Below are 13152 nucleotides of genomic sequence, written 5' to 3'. Positions count from 1 at the left end.
ATGGTCCAGTTCACCCTTCCCAAGAACTCGCGCATCACGACCGGTAAGACCTGGCCGAAGCCGGAAGGCGCGACCAACCTCAAGACCTTCAAGATCTACCGCTGGAACGAGGAATCGGGCGAGCGTCCCCGGATCGACACCTATTTCGTCGATCTCGACACCTGCGGACCGATGATCCTGGACGCCCTTATCAAGATCAAGAACGAGATCGACCCGACGCTGACCTTCCGCCGCTCCTGCCGCGAGGGGATTTGCGGCTCCTGCGCCATGATGATCGACGGGATCAACACGCTGGCCTGCACCTGGGGCATCGACGAGGTCGAGGGCGACGTGAAGATCTATCCGCTGCCGCACATGCCGGTCATCAAGGATCTCATCCCCGATCTCACCCATTTCTATGCCCAGCACGCGAGCATCATGCCCTGGCTGGAGACCAAGACCAACGAGCCGCAGAAGGAGTGGCGTCAGACCATCGAGGACCGCAAGAAGCTCGACGGTCTCTACGAGTGCATCATGTGCGCCTCCTGCTCGACGGCCTGTCCCTCCTACTGGTGGAACGGCGACAAGTACCTCGGTCCGGCGGCGCTGCTGCACGCCTACCGCTGGATCGCCGACAGCCGCGACGAGGCGACGGGCGAGCGGCTGGACGACCTCGAGGATCCGTTCAAGCTCTACCGCTGCCACACCATCATGAACTGCGCGAAGACCTGCCCCAAGGGCCTGAACCCGGCGAAGGCGATCTCGCACATCAAGGAAATGATGGTCGAGCGGACGCTTTGAGACGGGGCGGAGCGGCGGATCTTTTTCCGCCGCTCCGCCTCTGGCATCCTGCCGGTCCGACGATCCGCAGGAGCCGCCCGTGACCCGAACACCGCCCCCCGACGCCGAGAGCCGCCGCGCCGTCCGCCCGGTGATCTGCTACCCCACGGAAACGCTCCCGCAGCCGCCGCTGGACCTCTACGCCGCGAGCCTTGCCGCCGCGACGCACGCAGAGACCGTGCGCGTCCCGCCCCGAGAGGCTCGCGCGGTGGAGATTCCCGCCGGGTCCTTCCTCCGCATCCGCTCCGTCGAGGGTCCGCAGGTCGGCGATCTCAACCTTTTTGCGCGCGACGACCTGTCCGAACGTTTCTATTCCGGGAAGACGCGCGCCCTTCATGGCACGCACCTGACGACCGGCGACCGCCTCTGGTCCGGTTTTCCGCACCTGAGGCCCATGGCGACAGTCGTCGAGGACACGCTCGAGTGGTACGGGATCGACGCCTTCGGCGGCTCGGTCCACGACGTCATCGGCACGCGCTGTGATCCCTACACGGGCCGGCTACTGAACGGGACGGACTACCACCACTGCTGTCACTCGAACCTCACCCGCGCCCTCTCCGAGGCGCGCGGGCTGCCCCCGCATGAGGCGGAGATGCATGTGCACGACGTGCTGAACGTCTTCATGTGCACCGGCTTCACGCGCGACACCGGGCAGTATTTCATGAAGGCCTCGCCGGTCCGCCCGGGCGATCATCTCACTCTATTCGCGGAGATCGACCTGCTGGCTCTGCTCTCGGCCTGTCCTGGCGGCGACTGCGGGTCGGAGCATTCCAGCGATACCGCGCCGTGCCACCCGCTCGACATGGAGGTCTGGGCGGCGTCCCCGCCCGAAGGCTGGGCGCCGCCCGAGCGCAACGGCTACGACCGCAGCCACGGCACCTAGGAGAAGGCCGCCTCCAGGGCGATCTCGACCATGTCCCCGAAGGACTGCTCGCGCTGGTCGGAGGGCAGGGCCTCTCCGGTCACGAGGTGGTCGCTCACCGTGAGGACGGCGAGCGCGCGACGCCGATGGCGGGCGGCCAGCGTGTAGAGCTCGGCCGTCTCCATTTCCACGGCGAGAATCCCGTGGCGGGTCATCTGCTCGTTCAGGTCGGGCCGTTCGTCGTAGAAGGTATCCGAGGAATAGATTCCGCCGACATGCGTCGCCACATCGCGTTTTCCGGCCGCGACATGCGCAGCGGACAGGAGACCGAAATCGGCGCAGGGGGCGTAATTCAACTCCCGGAAAATTGTGCTCGACGGAGTCGAAACGGTCGATGCGGTCATGGCGAGAATGACATCCCGCACCGCGACACTCTCCTGCATCGCTCCGCAGGATCCGATTCGAATGAGCGTCTGCGCCCCGTAATCCCGGATCAGTTCGTTGGCGTAGATCGAGAGAGAGGGCATCCCCATTCCGGATCCCTGAACGGTCACGCGGTGGCCGTTCCAGGTTCCGGTAAAGCCGAGCATTCCGCGAACCTCGTTCACGAGTTCGGCGTCCTTCAGGAAATTCCCGGCGACCCACCGCGCGCGATAGGGGTCACCGGGCATCAGCACCGTTTCGGCGATCCGGCCCTCGCCGGCGCCGATATGGACGGTCATCAGGAGATCTCGAAGCGCTTGAGATCCTCGCCCTTTTTCTGGGCGTCCTTGATCCACTCGGGCCGGCGGCCCTTACCCGTCCAGGTCTGTTCCGGGTTGTCCGGGTTACGGTATTTCGGCGGGTTCACGCTACCACTCTTGCTGCGTTTTCCGCCCGACGAACCGGTCAATTCGGAGAGAGAAAACCCATACTCACGCGCCGCACGTTCAGCCGCTTCCAAGGCTGCTTTCTGTTCGTCCTTCGCTCGTTTCTCGAGCTGACGGTCGATATCCTTGCGAAGCTGCTCCAACTCTTTACGCGACATGCTGGAAATATCGGTGGCCATCTTTGGTCCCTTTTTCTTCAGGTTTTCCACGGGCGACTGCCCTCACCCGAATCTCGCATCGCGCTATCCGGGAGCGAATGCAAGGAAAAAGTCCCTGAAGTTGTTCCTTCAAAGGGACGAATAGTCCAAAAGTATAGGCAATCTGTGCGGGAAAATCTATTCCGCCGCGATCCTGTCCGGATCAGCCAGCGTCACGATATCGTCCATGATCGCGTTCAGCGCGAAATCCTTGGGGCTGTAGATCCGGGCGACGCCGAGCGCGATCAACCGGTCGCGATCGACCTCCGGAATGATGCCGCCCACGACGACCGGCAGGTGGCCGAGCCCGCTCTCGCGCAGTCCGGTCAGGACCTCCTCGACGAGGGGCATGTGGCTGCCCGAGAGGATCGAGAGGCCGACGACATGTGCGTTCTCGTCCTGCGCCGCCGCGACGATCTCGGCCGGGGTCAGGCGGATGCCGGCATAGACCGTCGCCATGCCGCAGTCGCGGGCGCGGGCGGTGATCTGTTCCGCTCCGTTGGAGTGACCGTCGAGCCCGGGCTTGCCCATCAGGAAAGTGAGCCGCCGTCCCAGCGCGGCGGAGACCGCATCGACCCGATCGCGCAGGGCGTCGAGGCCCTCAAGTCGGTTGGAGGCATGTTCCGCGACCCCGGTCGGTGCGCGGTACTCGCCATGCACCGCCCGGATGACCTCTGCCCACTCGCCCGTCGTCACCCCTGCCTTCGCACAGGCGATGGAGGCGGGCATGATGTTGGCGCCCGCTGCCGCGTCCGCCCGCAGCCGCTCGAGCGCAACGGCGACGGCGCCGTGGTCCCGCCCGGCACGCCACTCCTGCAGCCGCGCCACCTGGTCGGCCTCCGCACCGGGGTCCGCCGCCATCACTGCATCGGGTCCGGCCGTCAGGGGAGAGGGCGCGCCACCCTCGTAGCGGTTCACCCCCACGACGACGGTCTCGCCGCTCTCGATGGCGGCGACCCGCGCCGCGTTGCTCTCTACCAGCCGCGTCTTCATGTAGCCGATGGCCTTCATCGCTCCGCCCATCGCGTCGATCTGGGCGAGCTCCGCCCTGGCGCCATCCTTGAGCGTGTCGACCTTCGCCTCGACCGCCGGATTGCCCTCGAAAAGGTCGGCGTATTCCAGCAGGTCCGTCTCGTAGGCCAGGATCTGCTGCAGCCGGAGCGACCACTGCTGGTCCCAGGGGCGCGGCAGCCCGAGCGCCTCGTTCCACGCGGGCAGTTGCACCGCCCGGGCGCGGGCATTCCTCGACAGGGTGACCGCCAGTGTCTCCAGCAGGATGCGGTAGACGTTGTTTTCCGGTTGTTGCTCGGTCAGCCCCAGCGAGTTCACCTGCACCCCGTAGCGGAAGCGGCGGAGCTTCGGGTCCTCGACGCCATAGCGCTCCCGGCAGATCTCGTCCCAGAGCTCGGTGAAGGCGCGCATCTTGCACATCTCGGTGACGAACCGGATGCCTGCATTCACGAAGAACGAGATCCGGCCGACCATCGCCGGGAAGTCCTCCGCCGCCACCTTGCTCTTCAGATCGTCCAGCACGGCAGTCGCGGTGGCCAGCGCGAAGGCGAGTTCCTCCTCCGGCGTCGCTCCGGCCTCCTGCAGGTGGTAGGAGCAGACGTTCATGGGGTTCCACCGCGGCATGTGCTCCCGGGTCCAGGCGGCGACGTCGGTGATCATCCGTAGGGAGGGCTCCGGCGGGCAGATGTAGGTGCCGCGGCTGAGGTACTCCTTGACGATGTCGTTCTGCACCGTCCCGGTCAGCGCCGCGACATCGGCCCCCTGTTCCTCGGCCAGCGCCACGTAGAGCGCCAGCAGCCAGGGTGCGGTGGCATTGATCGTCATCGAGGTGTTCATCCGCTCCAGCGGGATCTCCTCGAAGAGCGCGCGCAGGTCGCCCAAATGGCAGATCGGGACGCCCACCTTGCCGACTTCGCCGCGCGCCAGAAGGTGGTCGCTGTCGTATCCGGTCTGGGTCGGCAGATCGAAGGCGACCGAGAGCCCGGTCTGCCCGTTGGCGAGGTTCTCGCGATAGAGCGCGTTCGAGGCGCGGGCGGTCGAGTGACCCGCGTAGGTCCGGAAAACCCAGGGGCGATCTTTCCGTGTCTCGGTCATGGCTCGCCTCTACTGCGCAACAAAATTACGTCCAAGATCGAACTAGGGACATTTAATCACCCTGTCAACACGCCGCGGCGCGGCGTGGCCCGGCAGGAGTGCGACGCCGGAAGCACTTCGCAGAGGGTGTTCGCAGATTGCCCGGCAATGAGGCAGCGCATAGGCTCTCGGCCAGATGACCCAACCCGTGACGCTTCCCCTCTGGCTCTTCGTGCTCATCGTCCTCTTCGCCGGGGTCACCTTCGCGTCGCACTTCCTCTTTCCCTCCGTGCGCTGGTTCTTCCGCCGCCGGGCCGAGCGCGTGGTGGACGAGCTCAACAAGCGCCTGCAGCGGCCGATCGAGCCTTTCAAGCTCTCGCGCCGCTACGACATGATCCAGCGGCTGATCTACGACCCCGAGGTGACCCGCGCCGTCGTCCGTCACGCCCGCGACCGGCGAGAGCGCGAGGACGTCGCCTTCGAGACCGCCCGCCGCTACGCGCGCGAGATCGTGCCTGCCTTCTCCGCCACCGCCTATTTCGGCTGGGGCACCCGGATCGCCAGGTGGCTCGCGCGGTCGCTCTTCAACGTGAAGGTGACCCGCTTCGAGGAGGCGCTGGCCGAGGTGCCCGAGGACGCGACGGTCGTCTTCGTGATGAACCACCGCAGCAACATGGATTACGTCCTCGTCACCTACCTCGTGAGCGGCGCGACCACGCTTTCCTACGCGGTGGGGGAATGGGCGCGGGTCTGGCCGCTCTCGGCCATGGTCAAGATGATGGGCGCCTACTTCATCCGCCGCCGCTCGCGCGGGCTGCTCTACCGCAAGGTGCTGGCCCGCTACGTGCAGATGGCCACGGCCAACGGCGTCACCCAGGCCTTCTTTCCCGAGGGCGGGCTCAGTCTCGACGGGCGGCTCGCGGAGCCCAAGCTCGGGCTCCTGAGCTACCTGATGGAGGGGGAGGGCGCCGATCGGCTGGTCTTTGTTCCCGTCGCGCTCGCCTATGACCGGGTCATCGAGGACCGCATCCTGATCCGCGCCCATGCCGCCGGCGAGCGGCGCTTCGGCGTGCCCGCAACCCAGGCGGCCGGTGCCGTCCTGCGGCACTTCTGGCTGCGCCTCACGCGCCGCTTCCGACGCTTCGGCGAGGCGGCGGTGAGCTTCGGCACGCCGCTTCGCCCCGGTCCGGAGGACCGCGAGAACGTGGCGGCCCTCGCGCAGACCCTGCTCGAACGCATCGGCCGCACCATGCCCGCGCTCGCCGTTCCGCTGACCGCCCGGGCCATCTCCTGCGGCGCCCGGGGCGAAGAGATCGCGGCAGCGGTCGCCCGCGACATCGCCGCGCTCGACGCGGCGGGCGTCCCGCGAACCGAGGGCGAGGCCGCCCGCATCGCCGCACGCGGTCTCGCCCGGCTCAACGAGCGGGGGATCGTCACGGCGGACGGCACGCCGGTGCCCGGAGAGGAGGCGGCGCTGTCCTTCTACGCGGCCTCCCTGGCCCAGCACTTCCCGGAAGATTCTGCTGATGCGAAGGAGGTTTCTGCATCGGCAAAGCAATAATGTTCCAATAATCGAATCTCAGGGGTTGCTTTGTTGCTTCGCCAATTCTAGGTCTGGGCTCAGACGCGCCGCGATCCGGCGCGCCCGGACAAGGACGGCGGCGATGGAGGCAGCGATGGCCCTGGACGACGGCACCGCGGCAGCGGCGGAAAAGAAGGACCTCTACGCGGTCGGCGAAATGCCGCCCGTGGGTCATGTGCCGGACCGGATGCACGCCTGGGCAATCCGGCGCGAGCGTCACGGCGAACCCGACCAGAGCTTCCAGCTCGAGGTGGTCGAGACCCCGCGCCCCGACAGCCACGAGGTGCTCGTCATGGTGATGGCGGCGGGGGTCAACTATAACGGCGTCTGGGCGGGCCTCGGCCTGCCGATCTCGCCCTTCGACGTGCACGGCGCCGAATATCACATCGCCGGGTCCGACGCCTCCGGCATCGTCTGGGCCGTGGGCGACAAGGTCACCCGCTGGAAGGTCGGCGACGAGGTCGTCATCCACTGCAACCAGGACGACGGCGACGACGAGCACTGCAACGGCGGCGACCCGATGTTCTCCCCCTCGCAGCGCATCTGGGGATACGAGACGCCCGACGGCTCCTTCGCCCAGTTCACCTGCGTGCAGTCGCAACAGCTCATGCCCCGGCCGAAGCACCTGACCTGGGAAGAGAGCGCCTGCTACACGCTCACCCTGGCGACGGCCTACCGGATGCTCTTCGGCCACGAGCCGCACGACCTGAAGCCGGGGCAGAACGTCCTGGTCTGGGGAGCGTCCGGCGGTCTCGGCTCCTACGCGATCCAGCTCATCAACACGGCGGGCGGCAACGCGATCGGCGTCATCTCCGACGAGGACAAGCGCGATTTCGTGCTCTCGCTCGGCGCAAAGGGCGTCATCAACAGGCGCGACTTCGACTGCTGGGGACAGATGCCAACCGTCAATACACCGGAGTACAAGGCCTGGATGTCCGAGGCTCGCAAATTCGGCAAGGCGGTCTGGGAGATTACCGGCAAGGGCGTCAACGTCGACATGGTCTTCGAGCACCCCGGCGAGTCCACGATGCCGGTCTCGGTCTTTCTGGTGAAACGGGGCGGCATGGTCGTCATTTGCGCGGGGACCACCGGCTACAACCTGACGATGGATGCCCGCTATCTCTGGATGAACCAGAAGCGCGTGCAGGGCAGCCATTTCGCCCACCTCAAGCAGGCCGCGGCGGCCAACAAGCTCATGGTGGAGCGCCGCCTCGACCCCTGCATGTCCGAGGTCTTCGGCTGGGACCAGATACCGGCGGCCCACACGAAGATGCGCAAGAACGAACACAAGCCGGGCAACATGGCAGTCCTGGTGCAAACACCGCGCACTGGCCTGCGCACCTGGGAGGACGCGCTCGAGGCCGCGCGGCGCTGACCGAACCGGTCGGGACGCGCGGCCTCCCCATTTTCGGCGGGGCCCGGCGCCGGGCAATCCCTGTTAATCTGAGTCCACTGCCTCTGTTGGTAAGACTTTGTTAACGTTTACTGAGGATTGTCTTTCATGGAAAACACGTGGCTCCTGGACGTTCTCGCCGATCTCAAGGCCTTCGCCGAGACGAACGGGCTTGACCGGCTGGCCGGCCAGATCGAACTGACCTCGATCGTCGCCGTCGCCGAAATGCTCGCCAGGTCCCAGGAAGGGGCGTCCACCGGGGCGTTTGTGGATGGCGGACACTCTGAACCTGGCCCTCGATACCTTGCAGCGGGCCGGCCGTCTTGACGACCTGCAGGACATCGTCGAGCGGCTGAGAGGCATCTTCGGCGTCGATCACTGCGTCTACCATTGGGTCAGCCCGGACGGTGAGCAGTATGGCTGTGGCACCTACTCGCGCGCGTGGTGCCTGCGCTATCTCCACAAGGACTACCTACGGATCGATCCCGTCGTGCTCGCGTGCTACCGGCGCGCCCACCCGCTTGACTGGCGCGAGCTCGACTGGTCGCCGCGGCCGGTCCGCGCCTTCCTCGACGATGCCCGCGCGCACGGCGTCGGAACCCAGGGCTACTCGGTCCCGGTCCGCGGCCCGAGCGGCCAGTTCGCCGTCTTCACGCTCTCCTCGACCGTCGACGACACGGCCTGGGACCGCTTCACCCGCGAGCGCCAGCGCGACCTCATTCTCTTCGCCCACTACTTCAACAGCGTCGCCCTCTCCCTCGCCGAAAGCCGGCAGCCGGAACCCGCCCGGGCCCTCTCGCCACGCGAGGCCGATGCCCTGACCTATCTCGCCATGGGCTATGGCCGGGGGCAGGTGGCGAACCTCCTCTCGATCTCCGAGCATACCCTGCGCGCCTATATCGAGGGGGCCCGGGTCAAGCTCGGCGCGCTCAACACGATGCAGGCCGTGTCGCGCGCGGTGGCCGAGGGCCTGATCGTGGTCGGCGGCGCCCGCCGGGCCGCCAGCGGCCAATGGCCGGCGCTCGACATGATCGAGGTCGGCCCCTCCGGAGCCTAGCGGTCCGTGGTCCGTTTCGCCTTTCGGCCACACCCTGCCTGCCGCCATGATCTCCTAGAACCTGCCGTCTGGCGGGGATAGGGTCGCGCGCATGGCCCTTCCCGCGCTCACCTTCTCCGACGACCAGGCCACCGCCTGGGACACCATCGCCGAAGCGCTGGAGCGGTCCGGCCTCTCCATCGAGAACGAGAGCTTCACCCCGCCCAAGGAGGGCGTGGAGAACGTCCTCGCCGTCATCGGCAAGGCGGGTTCCGGCAAGACACTGCTGCTGGCGGAGCTCTACCGGCGGCTCAAGGAAATGGGCGTCGACATCGTCTCCGGCGACTGGGAGGGCAAGCGCCGCAAGGACCGCCGCACGCTGGCGATCCTCGCCCCCACCAACAAGGCGGCCTCCGTTCTCCGCTCCCGCGGCGTGCCCGCCACCACGATCCACCGGATCATCTACACGCCGGTCTACGACCCCGAGTTCGAGAAGGTCGCCGAGTGGCTGGCGGGGCAGGGCGACCGCCCCGACACCGAGGCGCTGACCGACGAGGCGCTCGACCGCGCCTGGGCGGCCTTCCAGCTCCACGGCTCGGTCCCCGCCGCCCTCGCGGCCGCGGGCCTGCGCGGCTCGGACTTCATCACCGGCTGGAAACGCCGGGAAGAGCCGCTCGACGTGGGCTTCATCGATGAGAGCTCCATGCTCGACGCGCGCCAGTTCGAGGACCTCAAGGAGATCTTCCCCACGCTCCTGCTCTTCGGCGATCCCGCCCAGCTCCCGCCGGTCCAGAGCAGCACCGGCGGCATGGTCTTCGACGAGCTTCCCGCCCCCCGCAAGCTCGAGCTTTCCCGCGTCCACCGGCAGGCCGAGGACAACCCGATCCTCGACCTCGCCCATGCCCTCGCCGACCCCGAGGTCGACTTCCACCGCTTCGAGTGGCTGGTCGCCGAGGCCGCGCAGCGCGACGAGCGCGTGGTCCGGGCCGAGCGGATGGAGGCGGACCTCATGTCCCGCTCCCCCGCGCTGGTCTGGCGCAACAAGACCCGGATCCGCCTGATCCACGCCTTCCGCGCCGCCTACAACGCGCCCGACGACGAACTGCTCGAGGGCGAGCCGCTGATCTGCGACGGCATCGAGCTGCCGCTCAAGCACCGCAAGAAGCGTCTCGACCTCGAGGCCCGCGGCCTGATCAAGGGCGCCCAGGTGGTCTACCTCGGCCCCGGCCGCCGCCCCGGCTTCTCCCGGCTCCATGTCTTCGGCGCGGAGGACCCCCAGGTCTCCGCCGCCTCCATCGTCAAGATCGAGAACGAGGGCGAGGAAGAGCCCTTCATCCCTTTCGCCGCGACCATGGGCGCCACCTTCCTGCACGGCGCGGCAGTGACGATCCACAAGGCCCAGGGCTCGCAGTGGGACACGGTGCAGGTCTTCGCCCCCGACATCTACGCCGCCGCGCAGATGGGCCGGGTCGAGGCGGGCCAGCCGCTCTGGAAACGCCTCGCCTATGTCGCCGTCACCCGCGCTGAGCGCGAGCTGCGCTGGGTCGTCCGCAACCGCCTGGCCAAGCCGACCGGCGAGCTCAGGACCGACGATCTCGGCCGCACCCCCGCGCCCCTGAAACTCGAAAGCGAAGAGACATGAAGACCGCGGTCGTCACCGGCGCCTCCTCCGGCATCGGCCGGGCCGTGGCGCTGCGGCTGATGGACGAGGGCTGGACCGTGGGCCTTCTCGCCCGCCGCCGCGATGCGCTGGTGGAGCTGGCAGAGGGCCGATCCGCCCTGGTCCTCCCCTGCGACGTGACCGACCCAGACGCGGTAGAGGCCGCCTTCGACCGTTTCGCCGCCGAGACCGGGCGGCTCGATTTCCTCTTCAACAACGCCGGCATCTTCACGCCCGCCGCGCCGCCCGACGAGATCCCGGTCGCCGACTGGCTCGCCTCCGTCTCGGTCAACCTCACCGGCATGTTCCTCTGCGCCCGCGCCGCCTTCGGCCTGATGCGCCGGCAGAACCCGCAGGGCGGGCGCATCGTCAACAACGGCTCGGTCTCCGCCGACCGGCCCAGACCCGGCGCCGCCTCCTATACCGCGACCAAGCACGGGGTGACCGGCCTCACCAAGCAACTCGCCCTCGACGGCCGGACCTTCGACATCGCCGCGGGCCAGATCGACGTGGGCAATGCCGAGACCGAGATGGTGGCCCACCTCAAGGCCCGCGCCCGGGAAGCCGGGGAGCCCGCACCGCCCACGATGGACGTCTCCCATGTCGCCGAAGCCGTCCTCGCCATGGCCGAGCTGCCGCTCTCGGCCAACACGCTCTTCCAGACGATCATGGCCACGAAGATGCCTCTCGTGGGACGGGGCTGATCTTCATCTAGCTCCAAATACCCTCGGGGGTCCGGGGGCAGCGCCCCCGGGGCCTGCGTGGCCCGAACGCGGCCCGGCCGGCGCGCGTCAGCGCACCGCGAGGTCAGCTCTGCAGGGCCCGGAAGACGGCGGAGGCGCCCCAGCCCGCCGCGATGGCGATGACGATGGAGAGGAGCCCGTAGACCAGGGGCTGCTCCTGCGCGAGCTTGAACAGGAACCGCTCCAGCCCGACCTTCTGCACCTCGATCTCGCCGCGGTAGACGTCGATCACCTCGCGGTCGCGCGTCAGGAAGATGCGCACGCCGTAGAGCCCTTCGGTCAGGTTCGCCGGCAGTTCCACCCGGGTGTAGAAGAGCGTCTCCTCCTCCAGGGTCACCTCGCCCTCGAGCATCTGGTAGAGCCCGTCCTCGGCGCGGATCCGGATCAGCGCCTGGCGGAAGGCCTCGGGATCGTCCACGCCCTCCACCTCGCCCACCGCCCGGATCGACTGCGGGATGGTGACGTTGTGGCGCAGCTCCTCGGTATGGCTGATGACCTCGCGGAGGGGCCCCGTCGTCGCCACCGCGTAGAACGAGGGCGCGAGGTCCATGCGCATGGCGGCGCGGTTGATCCAGATCCCCGCCACCCGGTCCTTGCGCCGCACGGTCAGCGGCTCGCTCGGCCCTTCCACCGTGACGATGACCTCGAGGTCGGCATCCTCCGGGATCGGCTCTTCGCGCTTCACCGCGCCGTAGAAGAGGATCTCCGAGCCGTCGAATGTCGCGGTGATCGAGACCTCGTCCCGGCTGAGCCCGAGTACGACCTCCTCCGCCGCCGCGGGGCCCGCCAGCAGGAGCAGAAGCAGGAGCCGGATCATCCCACCCCCTGCTCGTCGATCGAGTAGAGTTCCGCCGGTTCGATCAGAAGGTCGGCCGCGAGCTTGCCGCAGACCGCCAGCACCAGGATCGCCAGCAGGATCCGCAGCTGCTCCGCCCGCATCCGCGCGCCCATCCGGGTGCCGAGCTGCGCGCCCACGACCCCGCCCAGCAGCAGGATGACGGCCAGCATCATGTCCACGGTCTGGTTCGTCGTGGCGTGCAGCAGCGTCGTGTAGGCGGTCACGAAGATGATCTGGAAGAGAGAGGTCCCCACGACGACCTTCGTCGGCATGTGCAGCAGGTAGATCATTGCCGGCACCATGATGAAGCCGCCGCCCACGCCCATCACCGCCGAGAGAATGCCGACCGAGAAGCCCACCAGCACCGGAGGGATCACCGAGATGTAGAGCCCCGAAACCCGGAATTTCATCTTGAAGGGCAGGGTGTGCGCCAGCCCGTGCCGCCGTCGCGTGACCTTGGCCCCCGGCTTGCTGGCGCGGCGCAGCGCGTTGAGGCTCTCGACGAACATCAGCGCGCCGACCGAGCCGAGGAAGACGACGTAGCAGAGGCTCACGAAGAGATCGACCTGACCCATTTCGCGCAGGATGGCGAAGCCCCAGACCCCCACGGTCGACCCCGCGAGGCCGCCCGCCATGAGCACGGTGCCCATCCTCAGGTCGACGTTCCGCCGTCGGAAATGCGCGAGAACCGCGGAGACCGAAGAGGCGACGATTTGGTTGGCCGAGGTCGCCACGGCCACCGCGGGCGGGATGCCTACGAAGAAGAGCAGCGGCGTGATGAGGAAGCCGCCCCCCACGCCGAAGAGGCCCGACAGCAGCCCGACGACCCCGCCGATGCCGAGGAGCAGGAAGGCGTTGACCGAAACCTCGGCGATGGGGAGGTAGATCGTCATGGCTCCCAAACTGCCCCGCCCGGCCTTCACGCGCAACGGCGAGGCGGCGCGCGATGCGCTTTATGCGATCCGGCGGGCGGTCCGGGCGGCCAGATTTGGACGCGTGGTCAAGTCATTGGCGGCAAAGGGAAACCGGGGGCAACGGCCGGAGGGCCTGCGGCGGATGCAACGGCTG

Annotated in this window: 12 protein-coding genes; 7 read left to right on the top strand and 5 right to left on the bottom strand. The window is 67.9% G+C overall.

Going from position 1 to position 13152, the window contains the following annotated elements:
- Positions 1 to 780: a succinate dehydrogenase iron-sulfur subunit gene (locus F3S47_RS18120; RefSeq protein WP_150446728.1), complete on the top strand. Its 780-nt coding sequence runs from the start codon at positions 1 to 3 to the stop codon at positions 778 to 780.
- Positions 781 to 859: 79 nt separating this feature from the next.
- Positions 860 to 1702: an urea carboxylase-associated family protein gene (locus F3S47_RS18115; RefSeq protein ID WP_150446727.1), complete on the top strand. Its 843-nt coding sequence runs from the start codon at positions 860 to 862 to the stop codon at positions 1700 to 1702.
- On the opposite strand, the gene deoD is transcribed toward F3S47_RS18115, so the two are convergent.
- From deoD to F3S47_RS18100, 3 genes are all read right to left on the bottom strand, one after another.
- The gene (gene deoD, locus F3S47_RS18110; protein WP_150446726.1) at positions 1699 to 2403 is read right to left on the bottom strand and encodes a purine-nucleoside phosphorylase; all 705 of its coding nucleotides are present in this window, start codon (positions 2401 to 2403) and stop codon (positions 1699 to 1701) included. The two genes, F3S47_RS18115 and deoD, sit on opposite strands and share 4 nt — an antisense overlap.
- The gene (locus F3S47_RS18105) at positions 2403 to 2729 is read right to left on the bottom strand and encodes an H-NS histone family protein (RefSeq protein WP_150446725.1); all 327 of its coding nucleotides are present in this window, start codon (positions 2727 to 2729) and stop codon (positions 2403 to 2405) included. Before F3S47_RS18105 ends, deoD begins: the two co-directional genes overlap by 1 nt.
- Positions 2730 to 2885: 156 nt before the next feature.
- The gene (locus F3S47_RS18100; protein ID WP_150446724.1) at positions 2886 to 4853 is read right to left on the bottom strand and encodes a protein meaA; all 1968 of its coding nucleotides are present in this window, start codon (positions 4851 to 4853) and stop codon (positions 2886 to 2888) included.
- 175 nt (positions 4854 to 5028) lie between these two features.
- Here F3S47_RS18100 and F3S47_RS18095 point away from each other — a divergent pair, with 175 nt between their 5' ends.
- The 5 genes from F3S47_RS18095 to F3S47_RS18075 all read left to right on the top strand — a co-directional run bounded on the left by F3S47_RS18095 (position 5029) and on the right by F3S47_RS18075 (position 11207).
- Positions 5029 to 6393, top strand: coding sequence for a 1-acyl-sn-glycerol-3-phosphate acyltransferase (locus tag F3S47_RS18095; protein WP_150446723.1), 1365 nt, complete (start codon positions 5029 to 5031; stop codon positions 6391 to 6393).
- A gap of 115 nt (positions 6394 to 6508) precedes the next feature.
- Complete coding sequence (gene ccrA / locus F3S47_RS18090; RefSeq protein ID WP_150446722.1) at positions 6509 to 7789, top strand: crotonyl-CoA carboxylase/reductase; 1281 nt, start codon at positions 6509 to 6511, stop codon at positions 7787 to 7789.
- A gap of 289 nt (positions 7790 to 8078) precedes the next feature.
- A complete protein-coding gene (locus F3S47_RS18085; protein ID WP_150446721.1) occupies positions 8079 to 8864 on the top strand; it encodes a helix-turn-helix transcriptional regulator in 786 nt (261 codons plus the stop codon).
- Between the two features lie 91 nt (positions 8865 to 8955).
- Positions 8956 to 10485 (top strand): ATP-dependent DNA helicase, encoded by a 1530-nt coding sequence (locus F3S47_RS18080; protein ID WP_150446720.1) that lies wholly within the window; start codon positions 8956 to 8958, stop codon positions 10483 to 10485.
- The gene (locus tag F3S47_RS18075; RefSeq protein WP_150446719.1) at positions 10482 to 11207 is read left to right on the top strand and encodes an SDR family oxidoreductase; all 726 of its coding nucleotides are present in this window, start codon (positions 10482 to 10484) and stop codon (positions 11205 to 11207) included. Before F3S47_RS18080 ends, F3S47_RS18075 begins: the two co-directional genes overlap by 4 nt.
- A gap of 103 nt (positions 11208 to 11310) precedes the next feature.
- Here F3S47_RS18075 and F3S47_RS18070 read toward each other — a convergent pair whose 3' ends face one another.
- Together F3S47_RS18070 and F3S47_RS18065 are read right to left on the bottom strand one after the other, a co-directional pair.
- Positions 11311 to 12063 (bottom strand): TIGR02186 family protein, encoded by a 753-nt coding sequence (locus F3S47_RS18070; protein WP_150446718.1) that lies wholly within the window; start codon positions 12061 to 12063, stop codon positions 11311 to 11313.
- Complete coding sequence (locus F3S47_RS18065) at positions 12060 to 12977, bottom strand: sulfite exporter TauE/SafE family protein (RefSeq protein WP_150446717.1); 918 nt, start codon at positions 12975 to 12977, stop codon at positions 12060 to 12062. Before F3S47_RS18065 ends, F3S47_RS18070 begins: the two co-directional genes overlap by 4 nt.
- Positions 12978 to 13152 lie beyond the last annotated feature (175 nt).

Origin of the sequence: Histidinibacterium aquaticum, assembly GCF_008710275.1 — a bacterium.
Taxonomy (GTDB): domain Bacteria; phylum Pseudomonadota; class Alphaproteobacteria; order Rhodobacterales; family Rhodobacteraceae; genus Oceanicola; species Oceanicola aquaticus.
The sequence above is the reverse complement of the archived record's forward strand: the minus strand, read 5'-3'. Positions and strand labels throughout refer to the sequence as shown.

Coding starts and splice junctions, on each gene's coding strand:
- F3S47_RS18075 (WP_150446719.1), top strand. CDS start 10,482: ATGAAGACCGCGGTCGTCACCGGCGCCTCCTCCGGCATCGGCCGGGCC.
- F3S47_RS18100 (WP_150446724.1), bottom strand. CDS start 4,853: ATGACCGAGACACGGAAAGATCGCCCCTGGGTTTTCCGGACCTACGCG.
- F3S47_RS18120 (WP_150446728.1), top strand. CDS start 1: ATGGTCCAGTTCACCCTTCCCAAGAACTCGCGCATCACGACCGGTAAG.
- F3S47_RS18080 (WP_150446720.1), top strand. CDS start 8,956: ATGGCCCTTCCCGCGCTCACCTTCTCCGACGACCAGGCCACCGCCTGG.
- F3S47_RS18070 (WP_150446718.1), bottom strand. CDS start 12,063: ATGATCCGGCTCCTGCTTCTGCTCCTGCTGGCGGGCCCCGCGGCGGCG.
- F3S47_RS18065 (WP_150446717.1), bottom strand. CDS start 12,977: ATGACGATCTACCTCCCCATCGCCGAGGTTTCGGTCAACGCCTTCCTG.
- ccrA (WP_150446722.1), top strand. CDS start 6,509: ATGGCCCTGGACGACGGCACCGCGGCAGCGGCGGAAAAGAAGGACCTC.
- F3S47_RS18105 (WP_150446725.1), bottom strand. CDS start 2,729: ATGGCCACCGATATTTCCAGCATGTCGCGTAAAGAGTTGGAGCAGCTT.
- F3S47_RS18095 (WP_150446723.1), top strand. CDS start 5,029: ATGACCCAACCCGTGACGCTTCCCCTCTGGCTCTTCGTGCTCATCGTC.
- deoD (WP_150446726.1), bottom strand. CDS start 2,403: ATGACCGTCCATATCGGCGCCGGCGAGGGCCGGATCGCCGAAACGGTG.
- F3S47_RS18085 (WP_150446721.1), top strand. CDS start 8,079: ATGGCGGACACTCTGAACCTGGCCCTCGATACCTTGCAGCGGGCCGGC.